This window comes from Alkalibacterium sp. AK22 (assembly GCF_000585255.1).
In the GTDB taxonomy this organism is placed as follows: domain Bacteria; phylum Bacillota; class Bacilli; order Lactobacillales; family Carnobacteriaceae_A; genus Alkalibacterium.
Window position 1 is genome coordinate 116,366 of record NZ_JANL01000015.1, and the last position, 20,459, is coordinate 136,824.

22 protein-coding genes are annotated in these 20,459 nt (G+C 48.1%); 14 read left to right on the forward strand and 8 right to left on the reverse strand.

Going from position 1 to position 20,459, the window contains the following annotated elements:
- The first annotated feature begins 371 nt into the window (after positions 1-371).
- The 4 genes from ADIAL_RS03380 (at position 372) to ADIAL_RS03395 (ending at position 4,240) form a co-directional block, all read left to right on the forward strand.
- Positions 372-809 carry a MarR family winged helix-turn-helix transcriptional regulator gene (locus tag ADIAL_RS03380; protein WP_034300035.1) on the forward strand — a complete coding sequence of 146 codons (438 nt, stop codon included), beginning with the start codon at positions 372-374 and terminating at the stop codon, positions 807-809.
- Between the two features lie 50 nt (positions 810-859).
- Entirely contained in the window at positions 860-1,798 is a 939-nt protein-coding gene (locus ADIAL_RS03385; RefSeq protein WP_034300036.1) for a ring-cleaving dioxygenase, read from the forward strand.
- A 78-nt stretch (positions 1,799-1,876) separates the two neighbouring features.
- Positions 1,877-2,437, forward strand: coding sequence for an NADPH-dependent FMN reductase (locus ADIAL_RS03390; protein ID WP_197017752.1), 561 nt, complete (start codon positions 1,877-1,879; stop codon positions 2,435-2,437).
- Between the two features lie 378 nt (positions 2,438-2,815).
- Entirely contained in the window at positions 2,816-4,240 is a 1,425-nt protein-coding gene (locus tag ADIAL_RS03395) for an SLC13 family permease (RefSeq protein WP_034300040.1), read from the forward strand.
- 177 nt (positions 4,241-4,417) lie between these two features.
- On the opposite strand, the gene ADIAL_RS03400 is transcribed toward ADIAL_RS03395, so the two are convergent.
- The 3 genes from ADIAL_RS03400 to ADIAL_RS03410 form a co-directional block, all read right to left on the reverse strand.
- The gene (locus tag ADIAL_RS03400) at positions 4,418-5,506 is read right to left on the reverse strand and encodes an iron-containing alcohol dehydrogenase family protein (RefSeq protein WP_051503678.1); all 1,089 of its coding nucleotides are present in this window, start codon (positions 5,504-5,506) and stop codon (positions 4,418-4,420) included.
- A 63-nt stretch (positions 5,507-5,569) separates the two neighbouring features.
- On the reverse strand, positions 5,570-6,544 hold the full coding sequence (locus ADIAL_RS03405; RefSeq protein ID WP_051503679.1) for a bile acid:sodium symporter family protein: 975 nt from the start codon (positions 6,542-6,544) through the stop codon (positions 5,570-5,572).
- A 453-nt stretch (positions 6,545-6,997) separates the two neighbouring features.
- Entirely contained in the window at positions 6,998-7,375 is a 378-nt protein-coding gene (locus tag ADIAL_RS03410; protein WP_034300044.1) for a hypothetical protein, read from the reverse strand.
- Positions 7,376-7,660: 285 nt separating this feature from the next.
- Between ADIAL_RS03410 and ADIAL_RS03415 the strand changes: the two genes are divergently transcribed.
- Together ADIAL_RS03415 and ADIAL_RS03420 are read left to right on the forward strand one after the other, a co-directional pair.
- Positions 7,661-7,891, forward strand: coding sequence for a hypothetical protein (locus tag ADIAL_RS03415; protein WP_034300046.1), 231 nt, complete (start codon positions 7,661-7,663; stop codon positions 7,889-7,891).
- The gene (locus ADIAL_RS03420) at positions 7,857-8,102 is read left to right on the forward strand and encodes a hypothetical protein (protein WP_155849166.1); all 246 of its coding nucleotides are present in this window, start codon (positions 7,857-7,859) and stop codon (positions 8,100-8,102) included. The genes ADIAL_RS03415 and ADIAL_RS03420 overlap by 35 nt, the downstream gene beginning before the upstream one ends.
- Before the next feature lie 135 nt (positions 8,103-8,237).
- Here the strand turns inward: ADIAL_RS03420 and ADIAL_RS03425 are convergent, their stop codons facing one another.
- A complete protein-coding gene (locus ADIAL_RS03425; protein WP_034300050.1) occupies positions 8,238-8,987 on the reverse strand; it encodes a DUF4336 domain-containing protein in 750 nt (249 codons plus the stop codon).
- 241 nt (positions 8,988-9,228) lie between these two features.
- Here ADIAL_RS03425 and ADIAL_RS03430 point away from each other — a divergent pair, with 241 nt between their 5' ends.
- Entirely contained in the window at positions 9,229-9,675 is a 447-nt protein-coding gene (locus ADIAL_RS03430; protein ID WP_034300053.1) for a DUF4385 domain-containing protein, read from the forward strand.
- 69 nt (positions 9,676-9,744) lie between these two features.
- On the opposite strand, the gene ADIAL_RS03435 is transcribed toward ADIAL_RS03430, so the two are convergent.
- On the reverse strand, positions 9,745-10,677 hold the full coding sequence (locus tag ADIAL_RS03435) for a hypothetical protein (RefSeq protein ID WP_155849167.1): 933 nt from the start codon (positions 10,675-10,677) through the stop codon (positions 9,745-9,747).
- Positions 10,678-10,781: 104 nt separating this feature from the next.
- Between ADIAL_RS03435 and add the strand changes: the two genes are divergently transcribed.
- Positions 10,782-11,792, forward strand: a complete 1,011-nt coding sequence (gene add / locus ADIAL_RS03440; RefSeq protein WP_034300057.1) for an adenosine deaminase — start codon at positions 10,782-10,784, stop codon at positions 11,790-11,792.
- A 22-nt stretch (positions 11,793-11,814) separates the two neighbouring features.
- On the opposite strand, the gene mnmH is transcribed toward add, so the two are convergent.
- Together mnmH and selD are read right to left on the reverse strand one after the other, a co-directional pair.
- The gene (gene mnmH, locus ADIAL_RS03445) at positions 11,815-12,864 is read right to left on the reverse strand and encodes a tRNA 2-selenouridine(34) synthase MnmH (RefSeq protein WP_034300059.1); all 1,050 of its coding nucleotides are present in this window, start codon (positions 12,862-12,864) and stop codon (positions 11,815-11,817) included.
- Between the two features lie 14 nt (positions 12,865-12,878).
- Entirely contained in the window at positions 12,879-13,919 is a 1,041-nt protein-coding gene (gene selD / locus ADIAL_RS03450) for a selenide, water dikinase SelD (protein ID WP_034300061.1), read from the reverse strand.
- A 364-nt stretch (positions 13,920-14,283) separates the two neighbouring features.
- Between selD and ADIAL_RS03455 the strand changes: the two genes are divergently transcribed.
- The 5 genes from ADIAL_RS03455 (at position 14,284) to phnE (ending at position 18,638) form a co-directional block, all read left to right on the forward strand.
- Entirely contained in the window at positions 14,284-15,138 is an 855-nt protein-coding gene (locus tag ADIAL_RS03455) for a hypothetical protein (protein ID WP_034300063.1), read from the forward strand.
- A gap of 2 nt (positions 15,139-15,140) precedes the next feature.
- Positions 15,141-15,737 (forward strand): hypothetical protein, encoded by a 597-nt coding sequence (locus ADIAL_RS03460; protein WP_034300065.1) that lies wholly within the window; start codon positions 15,141-15,143, stop codon positions 15,735-15,737.
- A gap of 393 nt (positions 15,738-16,130) precedes the next feature.
- Entirely contained in the window at positions 16,131-17,045 is a 915-nt protein-coding gene (locus ADIAL_RS03465; RefSeq protein WP_051503680.1) for a phosphate/phosphite/phosphonate ABC transporter substrate-binding protein, read from the forward strand.
- 17 nt (positions 17,046-17,062) lie between these two features.
- Positions 17,063-17,848, forward strand: a complete 786-nt coding sequence (phnC, locus tag ADIAL_RS03470; RefSeq protein WP_051503681.1) for a phosphonate ABC transporter ATP-binding protein — start codon at positions 17,063-17,065, stop codon at positions 17,846-17,848.
- The gene (gene phnE / locus ADIAL_RS03475) at positions 17,835-18,638 is read left to right on the forward strand and encodes a phosphonate ABC transporter, permease protein PhnE (protein WP_034300069.1); all 804 of its coding nucleotides are present in this window, start codon (positions 17,835-17,837) and stop codon (positions 18,636-18,638) included. Before phnC ends, phnE begins: the two co-directional genes overlap by 14 nt.
- A 163-nt stretch (positions 18,639-18,801) precedes the next feature.
- Here the strand turns inward: phnE and map are convergent, their stop codons facing one another.
- A complete protein-coding gene (map, locus tag ADIAL_RS03480) occupies positions 18,802-19,542 on the reverse strand; it encodes a type I methionyl aminopeptidase (protein ID WP_034300071.1) in 741 nt (246 codons plus the stop codon).
- Positions 19,543-19,832: 290 nt separating this feature from the next.
- Between map and thpR the strand changes: the two genes are divergently transcribed.
- The gene (gene thpR / locus ADIAL_RS03490) at positions 19,833-20,456 is read left to right on the forward strand and encodes an RNA 2',3'-cyclic phosphodiesterase (protein WP_051503682.1); all 624 of its coding nucleotides are present in this window, start codon (positions 19,833-19,835) and stop codon (positions 20,454-20,456) included.
- The last annotated feature ends 3 nt before the right edge of the window (positions 20,457-20,459 follow it).

Genomic DNA, 20,459 nt, shown 5'->3' on the forward strand with positions numbered 1-20,459 from the left:
CTGAACTACAGAAAAGCAGAAAACATACAAGTTCAGCATAACGAACTAGAGCTGGACTTCACTAATTAAAGGGACTGTTTAGTTTAGAAGCTGAATCAAAGCTTGAACTACAGCTAAAGTAAAATAGGCGCAGTTTGGATCAGATTCTCAAGAGCGAACTGCAGCTTCAAAGGTAATTTTGCTGACTGGCTTCTCCAATAAAGATGGGCAAGCCTCTATCAGCGGACAAAAGGGACAAAAATGGGGTAATGCACGAACTGGACGGGTCCTTTAATCAGCCTGACTTTAAAGGCTTAAAAAAAATAAGTAAAAAGGCTTGCTTTTTTATCAGTTAACATGTAAAGTAATAACTATAGAAAGGGAGGATACCGGTGAAGAAAAATACGCTTGGATCACTGATATGGGTTCGTGTTGCACGATTTACTCATCAGAGCGCCCGGTTGTCCAATGATTTCTTGAAACAGTATGATATTACCGCGGCCCAGTTCGATGTTTTGAACCAGGTCGGGACGTATCAGCCATTATCACAAAGTGAGCTGGCAGATAAAATCACAATTTCCGCCGGTGGCATGTCGCGCATGTTGAGTAGGCTGGAGCGCGAGGGATATATCGAGCGGACAAGTGAGTGGAAAACCAAATGGATCAGTCTAACTGATCTGGGACAAAAAAAGCTGGACAGTGTATTTGAACAGCAGCTGGCTTTTCAGACCTCACTGATGGACGACTGCCTGAGTGAAGCAGAACAAAGGCAATTATACAAACTCATGACAAAAGTACAGAAGCATGCTGAAAAAAAATTAGACCGCTAATTTTTTTTAGTGCATCACTTGACTAGTCAATTTAAAAAAGGAGGAAAGCCATGTCAACAATTCTAGGGCATCACCACATCTCCATGCTGGTGAAGAATGCCAGAGAAACGGATCGGTTTTACAGAAAAATAATGGGTCTGAGACGGGTCAAAGTCACGGTCAACCAGGACGATCCATCCATGTATCACCTCTTTTACGGTGACCAGGTCGGAAATCCCGGCTCAGGACTGACTTTTTTTGAAATGCCGAACATCGGGCGGACGCATCACGGGACAAATGCCATTACCCGCATCGGACTGATGGTCCCGACGGAAGAGAGCCTGAGTTACTGGAAAGCACGCTTTGAAGAAGCCGATGTTTATCACGGCAGCAGGACAACTTTCGCTCAACGTCCGGCGCTTAAATTCGAAGATCCGGATGGACTGAGACTGGTACTGGTGGTCGCTGGTGATGATGAAAAAGCAGACTTCCAGCCAGTGATTGCTTCTGAAGTGCCGGTTGAGCATCAAATCCGCGGCATGGGACCGATTGAAATCACGGTCAGAGATGGTGATCGCTTTTCTCATACGCTGACTGAACTGATGGGGTATAGACCTGTCTACAAAAATCAGATGGACAGTCTGTTTCAGACCGTCAATGCTGACAGTTACGGCGAAATACTGGTCAGGGAAGAGGACGGCCCCTTTGAACGTCCCGGAAGAGGCAGCGTGCACCACTTGGCCGTCCGGGTGAAAGAACCTGACGAGCTCACACACTGGGATCAGATGGCTAAGGACAATCACTTTGCCTCCTCAGGTCTTGTTGACCGCTATTATTTCGAAAGTCTGTATTTCCGTGAGTCTAACGGTATCCTGTTTGAGATCGCGACGGACGGTCCTGGATACAGTGTGGATCAGGATGTGGCACATCTCGGAGAAAAACTGGTATTGCCGCCATTTCTGGAAGCCAGACGCAAAGAAATCGAGAGCCAGCTGACTCCTATCGATTGACACTGGTCCTCTTATATATTTGACATAACCTATAAAAAATAAGTATATCAAAGGAGAAAATAAATCATGACAAACAAACTGAACATTGGAATTATTTTAGGGAGTACAAGAGACGGCCGGGTTAGCCCGCAAGTTGGAAACTGGGTTAAGGAATTAGCCGACAGCCGAGACGATGCAAACTATCAGATTGTTGATATTATGGAATATCAGCTGCCCTTTCTAGGCACAACAGATGGGACAGAGCCAGGCATTGCTGCCTGGAGTGAGAAAATCAACGAACTGGATGGCTTTGTCTTTATCGTGCAGGAATACAATCACGGTATGACTGGCGCGTTGAAAAATGCCATTGACCATCTGAGAGACGAGTGGCACGACAAGGCAGCCGGAATCGTCAGTTACGGATCGACCGGTGGTGCCAGAGCTGCCGAGCATCTGCGTGGTGTAATGGGTGAGCTGAAAGTGGCGGATGTCCGCGTGCACCCAACTCTGTCTCTCTTTACTGATTTTGAAAACTTCAGTGACTTCAAACCGGCTGACATGCATGAAGAAAATATTCATGCGATGCTGGATCAGGTCAGTGCCTGGAGTACTGCCCTCAGACCGATTCGAATCAGTGATGACGTCAATGTAGAAAAATAAGGTGACAGCAACAAGAAAGCAGGTTGGATTTTTCCGACCTGCTTTTTTTTGCTGTTCACTCCTTTTAAATAAATCATACCAGGTAGACAAGGAGGATAAAGGCTGAATTAAGAAGAAAATTAGATTGTTCAAGGGGAAAAGGGAAGCTGATTGCTTAATAAAATAAGGTTTTACACTCAAAAACTTTATAATTTTTTGAACCTTAAACAGAAACACTTGATTCACTTCGTGTTCGCTACTTTATATTCGAAATGTCTGATAAACTGAGTACTATGCGCGCCTGACACAGGGTGTAGCCCGTTTGGTCTACTGGATAGGAGTCAGCAGACCAGGGCAAGTTGGAGGTAAGTGGAGAGAGAATAGGGGAGAAGATGCTTTATGAGAATTGACTTTAAGAAACTGGGGATGGTTACCGGCCCCTTGTTGTTTGCCGTTATTTATTTTATCCCAGAACTGACGGGACTGGATGCCAGTCCGCGGGCTGTGCTGGCTGTTACAGCCTGGGTAGCAACTTGGTGGATTACAGAGGCGCTGCCGATACCCGCCACTTCACTGCTTCCGATTTTTCTGCTGCCGCTGACGGGTGGTGCCGACCAGGCTACCGCTTCAATGGCATACGGGAATCCGATTGTCTTTATGTACATGGGCGGCTTTACAATTGCTCTGGGCATCGAAAAGTGGGACCTACACAAGCGAATCGCCATGAGCATCATTGCCTTGCTGGGAACCAGCAGCAGTCGTATCATTATGGGCGTTGGTCTGGCCACAGCCTTTCTGTCAATGTGGATTTCCAATGCGGCCACCGCTTTGATGATGTTGCCGATTGCCCTGGCTCTGATTAAGGAGATCAGAGAAAAAGAGTTTTTAAATGAAGATTCCTTTCAGAAATTTGCCAAAGGTCTGCTGCTAACCGTGGCCTACTCGGCATCCATTGGAGGCCTGGCGACGATTGTTGGTTCTGTACCCAATGCTGCTTTAGTGGCAGTGGCTTCCAATATGCTGGGACAGACCATCACCTTTGCCGACTGGTTTACTTTTGGTATCATCGTCACCCTGATTCTGCTGGTGGTCCTGTATGTGTATATCACAAAAATCAAGTTTAAAGTAGAGGATGAAGGAGAGATTTCATCTGAATTTGCCAGAGAACAGCTGAAGGAACTGGGGCCAATGTCGACCGAGGAAAAATATGTGCTGACCATCTTTTCCCTTACCGGCCTGCTCTGGATCTTCGGCGGATTTTTGCCCTTTGAACTCTCGGATACGACGATATCCATGCTTGGAGCAACCACGCTCTTTGTGATTCCAAATACCAAAGGTGGCCGTCTGCTCGACTGGTTTGACATGAAAGGCCTGTCCTGGGGCCTACTCCTTCTTTTCGGGGGCGGGCTGTCTCTGGCCGCTGCCTTTGAGTCTTCCGGCCTGACGGTCTGGTTCGGCGAGATCCTGTCCAACCTGGACCGGTTCAACTATCTGCTGATCCTGATCATTCTGACCGCTACGGTACTGTTTATGACAGAGATCATGTCCAATACAGCTGTTTCCAATATGCTGATGCCGATCAGTGTCGGCCTGGCTGCGGGAATTGGTGTGGAGCCATACGGGATCATGGCTGTTGTGGCTCTAGCCTCGTCCTGTGCCTTCATGCTGCCGATATCGACACCGCCGAATGCAGCAGTGTTCGGTGCGGACCTGCTAGATATCGAAGATATGATGAAAGCCGGCTTTTGGATGAACATGGTCGGGATTGTTGTTATCGTTTTTGCCGTTTATGTTCTCCAGCCTGTCTTGCTGAGCTTTGGATAAACGGGATAGCTCAAAAAAACAGTGCCCCCCGAATGAGGCACTGTTTTTTTATAGACGGAAGACTTGACGCATCGAATGGGATGCAAGGAGGGACTAGCCTCTTGCTCAGCAGACAAGGCTCTTTCTGAAGTCAGTTGGCTGAATTTCGGACAGTTAATCAGCTGGGTTTCCTCCTGGTCAAAATGACGAAATAGAAACGTCGAGAGCTTCCAGATAATGCATGGATTCAAGGATGATATCCGGAGTGGCATCGGGAACAGCAAGGGTGAAGGTTTCATTGGAGCTAGAAGCAAAATCAGCAATGGCTTTCATTTTTCCATTCAGACCATCATGGACCCCAAAGGCTTCCAGCTTATGGGGGAAACCGCAGGATGCGTAGAAGGATTGAAGTTGACGGACTTCATCTGTATTGCCTGCAGCGGCCAGCTGTACCAGGATACCGTAAGCGACTTTGATTCCATGTTCAAAAGTGTGAGTTTCCTTGACTAAAGACATGCCGTTATGGACCGCGTGGGCACCTGCCATGCGTCCATATTCACCGGCAAAGCCGCCGACTGTGCCGGCAACGGCGATGATTGCTTCGACCACCCGTTCAAAAGCAGGGGTGATCCTCTGCTCTTCTAGACTTCGGATAGCTTCCTGGCTGTCTGAAAGCAGGATATCCCGAGTCACTTCGGCTGTTTGGAGGCCCACAGAAACCATGGCCGGTAGCGGACCATCCAGGTGTTGGGTGATCCCTTCCGCTTCATACCACTTAGCCAGCGTATCTCCGATTCCGCCCAGCAGGTAAGCCTTGGGCGACTCGACCAGAAGGGACAGGTCCAGCAGACAGAGAAAAGCAGCCTGGGTGTAGTAATCCACCGATTTAAACGTATGATCAGGATGATAGACAGCTGATACAGGGGTATAGGCCGCGCAAGTGCCCAGAACGGTCGGGACCATCACATACTGGACGCCCAGTAATTCGGCAGTCCCCTTAGCTGTATCCAGAGCTTTGCCTCCACCGATGCCAATCACACAGTCGCTGTCTTTAGCCATAGCGGCCAGGCGGGCCATGTCTTCATTGGAAGCGGTCCGGTCATAGCAAAGAACCGGGCAGGTCAAAGCTCCCGGATAGTGTTTCAAGAAAGCGGCGTAAGACTGCTCGCCGGTAATGATGACCGGTTTCTTGAAATGAGCGACTTTCTCATCCAAATAGGACAAAGCTCCTGGCTGACAGATGTACTGATCGGGACCACTTCTAACGACTTGACTTAATTTCATCATAAAACCCACTTTCTATTATTTTGACTGCTTTAAAGGTAATTGCTCTTGATTGAAATAAGTGTTTCAGGCACTTGCCGGATTTGGTGTTTCGGCAGCTGCAAGCTGACTTTCTTTTCGGTCCTTTTTCCGGCAAAAGCTGGCATAAATCGTCCCGAATAGGGTATGGACGATGGCTCCTGCGGCGGCGGCTAAAGCGGTAGCGGGTGAGAAGTGAGCTAGACCCAGACTGGCAGCCAGCCCGGTATTTTGCAGTCCGACTTCGATTGCAACCGAACGGGTCGTTGCCGTGTCACGCTTCAAGAGGCCGCACACCAGATAGCTGATGCCGTAGCCGCTGAGATTATGGAGCCAGACAGCCAGGAAGATGACCGGACCGGTACTCAGCAGGTTACCCTGGTTGACCGATACAGTGGCTCCCAAAACGACCAGTACGGCCAGAGAGGACAGGGTTGGTAAAAATGTTTCCACTTTGGCTGTGCGTTCACCGAGTCCTTTACTGATCAGCAGGCCCAGGAGAACAGGGACGAGGACGACTTGTATAATCGAGAAAAACAGAGTCCAGAAATCGACACTCAAGTAGGCGCCACCGTATAGGGACAGCATGGCCGGAGCCAGAAAAGGAGCCAGCAGAGTCGAAACAGAGGTCGCACTGATTGATAGCGGCAGATCCCCGTTGGCCAAGTAGGCAATCACATTAGAGGATGTGCCGCCAGGGACACTACCGACCAGGATGAGCCCGATCGCTATCTCAGCGGGCAACTGGAACAGCCGGGCAAGAAGGAAGGCGGACAGCGGCATGAACAGGTACTGGGCAAAAACAACGATAAAGACCTGCCAGGGCTTTTTCATGACCGCGCTAAAATCCGCCGGCTTCATGGTGAGGCCCATGGTGAACATGATGAACTGCAGAACATACGTAGTGTAGCCGGATGCCCACAAAAAGCTTATCGGGAAGAACAAAGAGACTGCAGCGACAGCCACCACAATCCAGGAAAGATACTGTGTAAATGTCTGATTAACTTTTTCGAATACGTGCATAAAACATACCCCTTTTTTATGAATGAGTGTAAAATCTGTCTACGTGTGGTGACTCAAAACTCCTTTCCAGTCGAACAGCTAGACCCGAGGTTAAAGAATAGAAAAAGGCCTCCCATTCTATAAATAAAGAATGGGAGGCCTTGGTCCCATTCATAAGCAATCATGAATAGGACTTCAACATCTGCATAAAAAGCGGCAGTGTCAAGTCCTCGAAATAATAATGAGAATGATGTGCTTAAAGGATTGCTTAGTCATGGGAGACCCTCTTTCAGTGGATTGATTGAGCTGTCTTTCAAGTGATTAGGTTAAATAATACATAAAATAAAATGAGAAAACAAGGAGTTTATTCTCATTTATTCAAAAAAATGGAATAAAGTCCGCTGAAGTTTGCTGCAAAGGGAGATTGAAACAGCATTCCCCTGTGCTAGTGCAGAAAAAAAGAGCGGACCCTCTTTACAGTGAGCGGATCAGTTCAATCGGGACAGATTCCCCGTTGATTGTAATGTCCAAAGTGTCATGTTCAGACCCGAGAGTCAGATAGTAGGTATAGTAGTAAAGGTCTGTATCATCGGATGAGAGTTGTTCAGATTCACTCAAATGAATGGTCAGCTTGTTTTCTTCGCTTTCAAGTTGAGCTGTCACTCTCTTTCGGGACTGATAAACCAGGTAGCCCTCTCGGCTGCCAGAACTGTAGTACTGCATAGACAAATCTGTTTCGCTCCATTCCTCTGCTGTTTCAGCCATAGGCTGGACTTCCTGAAGCCGGGCCCCTTCAGCTCCACAGGCAAAAAGAAACAGGGCAGTCAAAAGCAAGCCGGTCAGTTTTATCAAGAGTATCCATCCTTTCTGCACTTTTATGGTCCAAACGTTTTATGTAAGAATTATAACGAACGGCTTTTCAGCCTTCAAACGATAAGGCTCGTTATCATAGGTGGAAGCAGAGGCTGTAAAATAAGTCTGTATAAGCGAAAAAGCAGACAGGGCATAAAGAGTAATGAGCGGTTTATGGTTGCTGAGTATGATAAAATAATACAAAATCGAGTGTCGTTAAACAAGGTTTACTGCCGATTGTGAGCGGGCAGCTATTTTTATAGTGATCAGTGAGGGGACAACAAAATGAAGCATGTAAGAGCAGAGTGGATTATTTTGACACTCAGCCTGACTCTTTTTGGCTGTAGAGGTGAGGTTGACTCCTCGAACAGTCAAGTGACGGAAGAGACCGAAGGATCTGTACCAGCCCTCTCTTCAGAAGGACTGTACTTAGAACCTCTGGCAGTCAGTGTGCAGGCAGGGGGAGGAGGTCATCCGTCCAGTGTTAGGAACGTCCAGTTGGTCGGTGAAGTATGATAATGGGACAGTTGTGGCTATCGAAGTGGATGCAGCGGCCCCACCTGAACTGACCTCCCGAATGGAACCGGCAGAAGTGGAAGCCGGTTCCTCTTTTGAGCTGTTTTTTGAAGAAGAGCCGGACCACTACCATGTGCGAATATGGGAGGGGACGGAAGCATTCGAGTGGACCAGAGAAGAGGGTGCAGTTTATGAAGTTTTGGCTTACTAGGAGCAGGGAGAAGTCAGCTATACTTTTTCGGTAAAAATCAAATAAGCAAAAAAACAGGAAAGGGGTCAATAGAAACAAGGCTTGAATGCTGTGTATGGAGGCCTAGAGGCAAGGATGCATCAACCTAATGAAAGCTTATTTTTCCAGCCAGCGGAAGGCCCGCTTCAGTTCAGCGGTTCCATCCGTGTCGTACCACCGGCCGTGAGCTAGGATGATTTTTTCCGGCTGCCAGTGAAGCATCTGCTGGTAGCACCGAAAAGCTTCCTGCCTGCGTCCTTTGAACGTTGCGCGCAGGTCAACAGGTGTTTTCCCGTCCGGATCAGCGGTCCCAGCCAGCTTATATAGCCCCTTGTAAAAGCGGCTGGTTGTTTTTTTTGGCTCAAAGTTTTCGATAAGATCGGTTAAAATCAGTGTTTGGCTGCTTTTATGGAAAAAGACGACTTCCTCCAGTACCCGGCTACCTTTAAATATTAGCTGACCGATGTCTTCTGACCATAAGGAAGGGGCGTGGTCTTCCAGTGCCCGGTCGAAACTGACGGGGATGTTCTGGGAGGCGGCCCGCTTTTCTACCCCCGGGCTAGACCAGGCCAGAGCTTCTGGATAGCGCTTTTTCCACTCGGGAATATAGGCATAGTGAAGTTTATTAGGCGAAATGAGATGCCTGACCTCACCGAGCGCGTCAATGGCGTCAAACAGACTGGCTTCCGGCTTGATGGGAGAGTGGATCCACAAGCTCTGATCTGTGAGTCTAATCACGGTCATGCGGGTCGAAAAAGGCACACCCAGACCGGCGACGTGCATACGGATCATTCCGCCGTCGACAATCCACAAATCTGCAGCAACCGGCTTCAAAGTATTGAGAGGATCATATAAAGGGGTGGACATAGCTGAACCTTCTTTCTATAGGAATAGGTGTATTCAGTTTACCACTGTCGAGATCCTAATACTGCATGATATCCTGGGACTATTTATTGGCTATTTCAAGTGATCCGAGAGATAATTTTTGTACCATCTGGAGGAATAGAGTAGGGTGGATGAAAAGAGAGTGAAACATTTGGATCAGAGGAGTTACTGAAACGCCTGACTCATTGCTGAGGGGTTAAAGGCAGAAAGGGGAGGAACAACTATGGCGTTTGATTATGATATGGATTTCGATGCCATCGATTTCAGAGAGCAGCCGGAACTCTACCGAGTGGGTCGGGGAGAGCAGGGAGTGCTGATGGTGGAGCCTTACAAGAGTGAGATTCTGCCGTACTGGCGCTTCAAGACACCGGCGATTGCGGAAGAGTCTTCTGAAAAAATTTATCAGCTGTATTTAAACTATAAAGAAGCCGGGGACTTTGTCGGTATGGACATGTCCCGAAAATTTCTGCAGATGGGTTACACTCGCTCGCGCCGCTATGCGAATTATAAAGGCGGGAAAAAGTATAATGACGAAGGGGAAGTCAATCAGAGAGAAATTGACGACGAAAAAGCTCAGTCGGCTGCTATTTTTGAGAAAAAATGGATAGCTGTCCGGGAAGATGAAGACTACCTCGAACTGAAAAAAGCCCATCAGAAAAAATACGGCTGACGGGTTCAGAATACAAAAAAGTGTGCCGCTGAGGGGAAATCTCCTTGGGCGGTACACTTTTGTTGCATATTAAGTTAATTTTTTTAGTTTGCCTTGAGCAAAGTAAGCCATGGGTCCCCAGGCAGCTGAAGACATAACGATTAAAGTATTGGCTTCTGCGCCACTGAAGAGAAGAAAGACGAGAACAGCCAGAAAAAGCAGCAGGCTGGTATAAAGCTTGGCTAAATTCAATGGATTACCCTGGTCACACGTAGTCGGAACTTTGCAGACAAACCAAAAGACACAGGGCGCTATAACGACCGTAGTCAGGGCAAGCAAAGGCTCGAAAGTGGATAGTGAGAGCAGAGTAAGAACCGGCAAGCCGTGCAGCAGCGTTTGCCAGATGAACAATCCCCCCCAGGCAGTTAAGGCCGACAAGAAGTAGGGTCTAGACGGCAGCCTGTGGGGCACTGCAAGAAGAGCCACCAGGAAAAAAAGTAGAAAGAGGCTGTTTGCAGTTGACTGGGAGACAAAGAGGGTGAAGCCGGCCAGAGCGAGCATATCCATCAGGGACAGACGTTTACCGGTCGTGCCATTGACCCAGCGCAGTAAAAGCAGCAGCCAGAACAACAGCAGCCCATCCAGCCTTCCTGTCCTGTTGAGGCTAAAGAGGGTAAGGGCTGCCGCAAAAAAAGCGGAGTAGGGGTGGGCCGGGTCGAGTTCACGGGCCAATGCCCAGGTTAAAAAGACGGCTAAAGCCGCAGTCAGTCCACTGGACACGTCACCGGTCAAAAGCCAGAAAAGAAGGCCGGAGCCAGCCGCAAAGGCTGTGATGAGCTGGTTGGTTTTATAGTTGAAGTCTATTTTTCTGCCTAAAGTAAAGATAGGATCCCTCCTGAACATATTTATTGTAAGTATAGTAAAAGTGCAGATAGAATGCTCTATCAAGGTACTGGACCAGTAAGGAATAGGGTTGTTCGATTCTTGAGAGTACAGGTGTACAGCCGAACGTAAAATAGTCAAAGTTTAAATAACGTCTGTTAATGGATGGCCTTTTGTGATAGTATAGTCATTAAAAATAAAAATGACTTGCAACAGACGAACAAAAAGAGAAAAGGAGCACAATGATGAAGAGAGACGATATTCTGGCTTTACCCAAAGTTGAACTGCACTGCCACCTGGACGGGTCCGTACCCATGCATACGCTGGAGGAACTGGCTGAGCAGGAAGGCATCCCCAAAGAAAGTATGAAAGGGGCGATCGCTCCCGCAGATTCAGGGAACCTGAAAGACTATCTAGCCACCTTTGAGGTAATTTTACCCTTGCTGCAGACAAGTGAAAACCTGGAAAAAGCGGCTTATGCCGTGGTTGAAGCAGCCAGCCGTGAGCAGGTCGTCTATCTGGAGATGCGCTTCGGTCCGCTTTTACATCAGCGCAAGGGGCTGTCGACACAAGAAGTGATCCAGGCAGCTTATACAGGCATGAAGCGGGCAACGGAAGATTTTCCGATTGAAGCCGGTCTGATTGTGTGTGCACTCAGACACCACAGCGAAGAGCGCAATACTCAGCTCTTCAAAGAGGTCGCCGAGCTCCCAGAAGGAATGGTAGCCGCGATTGACGTCGCCGGTGATGAAGCCAATTTTCCCAATGCACACGTTCAGCTGGCTGTTGGTGAAGCAAGAGAGCAGTCACTGGCTATGACAATCCACTCAGGTGAGTGTGGGTCGGCCGGCAATGTAAGCTCTGCGATGAGCATGGGTAGCCGCCGAATCGGTCACGGTGTGGCGATCAAAGATGACCCTAAGGTCCTTGAAGCGGTCAGACAAAAGGGTGTTCTGCTGGAACTGTGTCCGACCAGCAATATTCAGACACGGGCCATCCCGTCCTTTAAAGACTATCCAGTCAGATACTTTATGGAACAGGGGATAGATATTAGTATCAATACAGATAACCGGACCGTTTCCAATACCACCATGACAGATGAGCTGATGCTCCTGGTCGAATACTGCGGCCTGACGGTTTCGGAGATCGGACAGCTTACACGTACGGCCATGCAGCACGCCTTCGCTGATGAGCAGATCAAGGAGCATGTGTTCCGCCAGATCGAAGCGGGCTACGACGAGAAACAGATCAGCTGAATGTTTTCTCAGACAGCACAGCCTAAGGGTGTTTTATGAAACTAAGTCCGTGCTCGTGGCGCAGCCAGGAAGTCAGCTGATCTTTGGCCTCTTCAATTGTCCGGGCTTCAAGGTAAACGGTTTGGTCTTTTGGATAATCGGTCGACCGGTCATAGTGCGGGTCGTAGTAGGTAGTGAGCAGATTCTTGACCACGGAGGGATAGTCGCCTTCTTCCAGTGCCGAAGAAACAGCCTTGGCCACTGGTGTATGAATCCGGCGCCTGATTTTTTCAAAGGCAGCTGTAAAAGCTTCAGGAGAGTCTTCAGGTGAATAATCAGCCAGGATAATCTGGACCCGCTCTGCGACGGGCAAGTCCAGAACTAGCTGCAGACTGCTTGCTTTGTGCTGGTAGATTCGCTCGGGAATGATGACTTTACCGATACGGGCACTTTCGCCCTCAATGAGGATGTAAGGTGCTTGCTGATACTCTAAAAGAGCTTCACCCAGCTTAAGGTTAAAGAGGCGCTGGTTATTCGGTTCAAGACCGATATGCCCGAAAATCGACCCGCGGTGCCCAGCCATGCCTTCTAGGTCGATCACCGGATAGCCTTCTTGCTTGAGCTGACGCAGCAGCTGGGTCTTGCCGTTTCCGGTATGGCCGTTCAGCACATAAAAAGGCGGTAGGGGCAGCGTTTGGAGCTGCTCTTTCATCCAGTTCCGGTAGGCCCGGATGCCTCCCGTCAGGCGGCTGGCTTTGACATTCATCAGGTCGGTGACGGTAGCGACAGTCTTGCTGCGCATACCGCCGCGCCAGCAGAAAACGGTGACTGGAGCATCAAGCTCCTGAAACTGTCGGACATAGTCCGGCAGTTTTTTTGAAAACAATTGAAGTCCCAGGTCCTTGGCGGCCTGCTGGCCTTGCTGCTTGTAGGTAGTCCCCACAAGAGCCCGCTCTTCATCGGAAAACAGAGGTAAATTGATGGCTCCAGGGATGGTTGCTTCTGCAAATTCTTTAGGCGACCGAACATCGACGATGATGTGTCCTTGCGCTTTTTGTCGGTGGAGAGTTTCAGGTGTCACATTAATAAACATAAGGCAATCCTTTCTTATTTGACAAAGAGTTGGCCGGCCGGTCCATCAGTTACTGACCCGATTAGGGAGGCATCGAGTCCTTTAGCTTTAAGCTCTGCAAGCAGTGCCTCGGCTTGTGCAGCCTCCACAGCCATCAGGAGACCTCCGGAAGTCACAGCGTCTGCCAGAATGAGCTGGTCGATCTCGTCCAGGCGGTCATCAAAGTGGACCGCCTCTTTGACGTGCCGAAGATTACTCTTGGATCCGCCAGGAACGACTCCCTGCTCGGCCAGCTCACGGACACGGGGAAGGACTGGGACCTGATCTTTCATCAAAGTGATGGCCTGGCGGCTTTCCGCTGCCATTTCACCGAGATGACCCAGCAGGCCAAAACCGGTCACATCGGTACAGGCATGAACAGGATAGTTTTTCATGACTTCAGCGGCGCCTTTGTTGAGCATGGCCATGACAGCCGTTACCCGGCTGACTTCTTCATCAGACAATAAACCGCGTTTTAAAGCCGTTGTCGAAATGCCGACACCAATCGGTTTGGTCAAAATCAGCTGGTCGCCGATCCGGGCACCCGCATTGGTCTGGATCTGATCGGGATGAATCGTGCCGGTCACAGACAAGCCAAATTTAGGCTCCTGGTCATCGATCGAGTGTCCACCGACCAGGTTACAGCCGGCTTCCTGAACTTTGTCACTGGCCCCGCGCAGAATCTCGCTCAGAATGGCTTTGTCCAGGTCAAAAATAGGGAAAGCTACAATATTGAGCGCCGTTACAGGCGTGCCGCCCATGGCATAGACATCACTCAAAGCGTTGGCCGCCGCTACTTGACCGAAATCATAAGGATCATCAACAATTGGGGTGAAAAAGTCCAGGGTCTGAACGATTGCCAGATCATCCGTCAGCTTGTAGACCCCGGCATCGTCACCGGTATCCAGTCCCACCAGCAGGTTCGGGTCTTTTTTTGTTTCGGGAAGGCTGTGGAGGACGTCACGCAGCTCGCCCGGGCCAATCTTGCAGCCGCAGCCGCCTTTTTTTGTCAGAGTAGTCAGCTTTACAGGAGTCATATTTATCTGCCTTCTTTCTTTTTTCATTAAAGTATCTACAGTGTACCACTGATGACAGCCAACCGGTACTTTTGTCTGCTTCAGCCGGGTCCTTTTTGTTTTTCCCAAAAGTAGGCGTATAAAAGTGGCGGCTCAGTTGATCTGAAACAGGGTGTGACTCACTGAACCGTCTCCTCATCGAAGGATCTAAGCCTAGCGGTAAAGTTTTTTCTGTCAGCTGTTTTGAGGACCAAAAGGACAGGTTCAAGGTTTAAAAGCCTGATGCTTTCAAATGTTCCTGTCCTCTCAGCTTCAGTTTTGTTAAACTGAACATGTCAGCGTTTAGATTAATTAAAACAACAAAAAAGAACTAAAGGAGTGTCTGATGCCAATCAATCATCAATTATTCAAGGGAATTCTTTTTCTGACGGGTATCCTCATGATTTTGGGTTATGTGCTTTCCTTGCACAGCAGACTGGATGAACCGGTTTTTTTGGAGCATGTGTATGACTTGAATCTTGTCAGCAGCCCTCAGGGTGAAGACCGATTGGAAATGGACGTGCTGTACATTACTAACGTGGAAGACAGGCGAACCGTCAAAGAAGTGTCGCTGCCTGGGTATCCTGAAATTTACATACAAGCTTTACAACCAGAAGATGGGTATGAAAATTCTTCAGGCCAGTATTATGGCCGCTATGTTGTTCGGCGGATCAGGATGGAACTCCCGCCCTTTGAGGAGCTGGGTCAGCTTTCAGGTGAGCAGATCTCGGAACTGGATATTCATCTGAGTGACGACAGCGTCATGAGGGCCGACATCGGCCTGCTTAGCTTCTATGAACAGGTAAATGACCAGCAACCTCTGAGGTATTACGGGGGATTTTACATCAGTCGGGAAGCGGACTCCCATTATCGGGCTGAAGAAAGCCTCACCCTGGGAGAACTGACTTTCAGCGGCCCCAAAGCAGTAGAGGAGCAGGTCGGGGTATCTGTTGAAGAACGGCCCGCAGCTGAAGCAAGAGGTCTGACCTTGGGAGAGGGCGACATTTTTTCTACTAAAAAAAAGCTTGAGGAGCCGTCAGAGATTCTGGATGCGTACCGTCAGCTAAGGATTTCACCTGAATTAATGCTTGAAACAGCAGAGGGTGAGCAAGTCTTTCGGCTTTACGGCATCGATCATGCGCCTTCGAACTTTACCTTTTTCGGTTTGTACCGCTACATCAGGGAAAGAAAGGAAGGATAACGATGAAAAAAGGCTTTAAACATATCATCTGGGGGTTTGTGCTGGTCCATGTCACCATTACCCTCGGCGGTTTAACGATTCTCCCGGCTTTTGTCGGCTGGCTGATTGTCAGGCAGGGCTTCAGTGAAATGGATTATACCTTCCCAGAAAGCAGCCAGACCGTCATCAAAAAAGTGCTCGATGTACTGATTGTCCTGTCGCTCGCTGAGAGCCTCTGGAATCTACTGGCCAGTCAGCCACTCGACACGTATTTGCCGCTGATGTATTATCCGGTTTTGTATCTGATTCTGGAGCTAGTTGTTTTTCATAAACTTCTGGAAGCCGTAGCCCGCCTGCTGGCTCAACGTAACCGCCCGGAAAAGTATGAAGTCTACCGGAAAAAAGACAAAGCTTATCTGATCCTGATGGGCAGCGCTACCGTCTTCATGACGGCCGCCCTGACCGTCTTTTCACCAGCCTTCGTCTCAGTTAGTCTCCTGATTGCTCTGTCAGGACGGATCTACCTCCTGTTTGTACTCGCTGCTTTAAAAAATACCGATCTCGAGATGGATCTGAATCCAGTGGAGCCTGCGAAATATCAAGGGAGTAATCAGACTTAGACTAGTGGGGGCGGGCCTCTATACACAGGCAGAAGATGTAAGGTGAGGGGCGCTATTCAACAAAGCAACAACCTTACGACCTGCTTAGAATCGGTATAGACGAAACAGGCTTTTTTGCTGCAAACCGGTAAAATAAAGTCTGGAAAAGCTGCGTTGAACAGATTAAAGACCACCGAAACAAGGACGCTGTTCTCTTGTTTCGGTGGTTTTTATTGTTTAAAGGGTTAAATCACTTTCTTCCATACCGTTGCTGTGTAGCTCTTGTACAAGTTTACAAAGAAGAAAGACGCTTGCATGACAGTTTTACAGGAACTTTACAGACAGATTACTATAAATACATATAGGGATGTTAGGTTGTTTATGTAAGAAAAATAAGTGTTGGGGGTATTACAAGTGAAAAAGAAACAAAGCATTGGGTTAGTCAGCCTATTGATGGCATTTGTATTGGTCATAGTAGGCTGTGGAAATGAAGGGGCTAGAGAGGCTGAGACTGAAGCTGAAGCTACTGAAACAGAACTAAAAGAAGATTGGCCGACCACATTACGATTTGCTGATACTGGGCTGGAGGGCATGGAAGAACTGCAGCGCGCATTTGGACCCTTTCAGGAAAAACTTGAAGAGGTACTGGAAGTGGATGTGGAATTTTTCCCTGTATCGGACCGGACGATTGCAACGAACGCCCTGGAGTTTGACCAAGTAGATATCGTTCTGGCCGGACCGTCGGAATACGCGCAGATAAAAAGTGCGATTCCGGGAGTAGAACCGATTGTCGCCATTGAAAGAGATGAGTACAATGCGGTAATTATCGTACATGAAGACAGCGAATACGAAACATTAGATGATATTAAAGGCAGCCAAATAGCTATGAAGGATGCAGGATCCACGAGTGGACACATTGGGCCAAGCGCAATGTTGGTTGAAGCAGGCTTTGATTTAGACAATGATGTAGAAATTTTACTTTTGGACGCAGCTAGAATCGAAGCATTTACGAACCATGAAGTAGATGTTCTAGCTACTGGAATCAAGGATTATCACAGCATGGTAGAAGAAGATGGAGAAGGGAAGTATAGAATTCTTGAAGAAGGCCCCCCTCTTCCAGCAGACCCGTTTGTTGTGAGTCCTAATTTACCGGAAGATTTTGTAGTAGAGATGCAGCAGAGGCTACTTGACAATAAAGATGAAATAATTGAAAGTATCCTCTCCAGTGGAGAAAGAGATAAGTATATGTCTGCCAGAATCATTGAAATTCTGGATTCTGACTATGATTTAATGAGAGAGACATACAGTGTACTAGGAATCGATTTATAATCTTTGGAGGTCTAAAAGTGAATTCTGTTGCAGTAAAAGATTTAGGAAAAACATATTCTGATGGAACGCAGGCACTAAAAACCGTTGACTTTGAAGTGAAGTCCGGTGAAGGGGTAGTGCTGCTGGGGCACAACGGCTCGGGAAAATCTACTTTATTCAAGTGCATTACTGGCTTTGAACAGCCAAGCGCGGGGAGTATTCATGTTAATGGGCAGCTGATTGATATCAGCGATAAACCGTCTCTAAAGGAAACAAGAAAAGATATTGGCATGGTATTTCAGCATTTTAACCTGATTGAAAACGTCAGTGTCTTTCAGAATGTTTTGTTTGGGGCATTAGGCCGGGTCGGGTTCTTTGCAAAGACACTGGCTCCGTTTGCTTCAGACGCTTTGAGAAAACAAGCAATGGAATGCCTGGATAGAGTGGGTCTAAGTCACTTGGCCAAACAAAGAGCGGACAAAATCTCAGGTGGACAAAAGCAGAGAGTAGCTATTGCCCGTATGCTGATGCAGGAACCGAAAGTAGTGCTTGCCGATGAGCCCATAGCGAGTCTGGATCCTAAAGCTGGCCTGGAAGTCATGGATCTCCTTTGGGAAATAGTCCGGGAAAGAAATTTGACCGTCATTTGTGTCCTGCATCAAATGGACGTGGCTCTAAAATATGGTGAACGGATTATTGGGCTGAAAAATGGGGATGTAGTCATAGACCAGAAAAACAGTCAGTTAGCTGCCTGTGATTTGGACTGGCTTTATGAGACAACAGCCGAAAAAGATGAAGGAGGCAGCGAAAATGGCGACCAATAATATGTATTTGAAGAACATGCCTAAGCGATTGAAGAAACCGTCTCTATTCTCAATAATAGGATGGATCATTTTCCTGGCACTCTTTGTTCAAGGTCTATACAGCACAAATATTACCCCAGACAGATTATGGACCGGTCTGATCAATATGATGACTTTTCTGGCTAGAGCCTTTCCACCGGATGCTTCGCGCTTATCTTTTATCACTACAGCGATGTTCTCGACTTTCCAAATGGCACTGGTAGGGACAGCTTTCGGAACGCTTATCAGCCTGCCGGTAGCTTTACTGGCATCAGCAAATACCAGTCCGAGTCCGGTACTGGCAGGATTTGTGCGAAGTCTCGTTTCTGTGATTCGAACCATCCCTGATTTGATCTGGGCACTGATATTTGTCATATCTGTAGGGTTGGGTCCTCTGGCTGGGATTCTAACCATTACTGTCGACAGTGTCGGGTTTTGTGCCCGGTTCTTTTCTGAACGGATTGAAGAACTGGACGCCGGACCGATTCAGGCGCTGGAAGCGACGGGTTCTTCAAAGGTGGGAGTGATCATAGGATCGATTATTCCAATGGGCTTTCCGTCCTTTGTGGCGACCAGTCTATATGCACTCGAAAAAGCTATTCGTTCAGCGGTCGTGCTTGGTCTTGTAGGAGCTGGGGGGATAGGTGTAGAACTGTCTACTGCCATGACGCTTAGACGATTCGATGAAGCACTGATGATCATGATTTTGATCCTCGTCTTTGTCATTGCTACAGAAAAAGTCTCAACCAGAATCAGAAAACAAGTCATATAAAATAGAAGCGTTTTTTGAAAACAATTACAATATATAGAAGCTGCCTTACTGTATGACTGTATGCAATCACACACAGTAAGGCAGCTTCTATATATTGTACTGAATACAACGGGTATTCAGCACTAGAGAGTGACACAGTTCTCAAGTCTTTCTGCCTAACGGGTTATCGGGTCGTGATGACCGGCCCGTTTTTGGTGACGATGATTGTATGCTCATACTGGGCCACGAAGCTTTCTTCCGTGAGAAAAGTCCAGCCGTCTTCGCCTAAAAAGACTTCTTCTTCCTTGGTAGAGATAAAAGGTTCAAAGGCGATGACCATGCCATCTTTCATCTTGACGTCGTCCCACTTGGAATAATAGTTGAAAATATGATCCGGCTTCTCGTGGATTGAGCGGCCAATGCCGTGACCGGTCAGATTTTTGATGATGGTTAGGCCGTTTTGTTTAGCGGTCTCCTGGACAGCTTTCCCTAAAGCGCTAGTGTAGCCGCCCGGCTTGACGTGAGTTAAGCCGGCTTCAAAAGCTTCTTTGGCCACATCACAGACCGTCTGCAGTACGGGGTGCCCCTTGCCTGTGACAAAGGAAATACCTGTATCCGCAAAGTAGCCGTCTTTGGACCCAGAAACATCGATATTTACCAAGTCACCTTCCTGAATTACATAGTCGTCAGGGATGCCGTGAGCCACAGCGCCGTTAACACTGATGCAAGTGAAGCCGGGAAAGTCATAAATACTTTTCGGTGCAGACTCGGCTCCTTCTTCTTCAAAAAGTCTACCTGCCAAGTCATCCAGTTCTTTGGTCGTTATGCCGGCTTGCGTCCGGCTGACAAGTTCGTCACGGATCTTGCCGCAGATCCGTCCGATTTCTTTTAGTTTTTCAAAATCTTCTGCTGTTTTCGCTATCATGACTGATCCTCGCTTCTGTTTTCATAGATTCGATTCCGTTCTTCATTCTAGCATAGATACAGTGTCTACCGCCAAAGGATTTGTGTCAGGAAAAACGGTTCACGCCAGCAGGCGGTTTGAATATTATTCAAGCTGTTTTCAGGTAGACTGTCTGTGTCAGCAGGCAAAACTGCGGAAGATAGAAAGCCTCTTTCCAGGGGTTCAGGGGACCTGGCAGCAGAAAGTAGAGTATAATAAAAGGAAAGCAAACACACAGCAGGTTGCTGTCTAAGAGAGGAAATGAGTAGCAGATGAGATGGTTTATTGCGATAGAACTGGAAGAAGCGGTCAGACAGTCCGCTGAAAAGGTACAGGATCAAATTAGAACAGCTTCCGCAGAAGGCCGCTTTACTGAGCCGTCAAACTTTCATCTGACGGTCCGCTTTATCGGAAACGGAGATGAAGCCCTGAAAAACAGGCTTAAAGAAGCAGTAGATCAGGCCGCTTATAACAGCCGACCTTTTAACCTGAATTTGTCTGGACCAGGTCAGTTTATTAAAGGAAGCAAGGCCATCGTCTGGCTTGGAGTAGACGGTGAAATGAGCGCTTTAAACGCCTTGTACAAAGAACTGGAGCAGGCGTTGGCTCACAGAGGAATTCAGGCGGAAGAACGGCCTTACCGGCCGCACATCACTTTGGGGAAAAAGGTTCGGCTTAAAGAAAACCAGAGTTTAGACGAGTTGCCTATAGTAGTCGAGGAGGCAAAGATTGCGGTGAGATCTCTGTCTTTGATGGAAAGTCTGCGTGTAAACGGCAAGCTGGTCTACCGTCCGCTTTACCGGCAAGTACTGTCAGATGAGGAAGCAGAACACGGTAGGGAAAGAGAGACAAAGAGTATCTGGTCGAGAACCTCACAGAATGAGGGCAGGATCTGAACT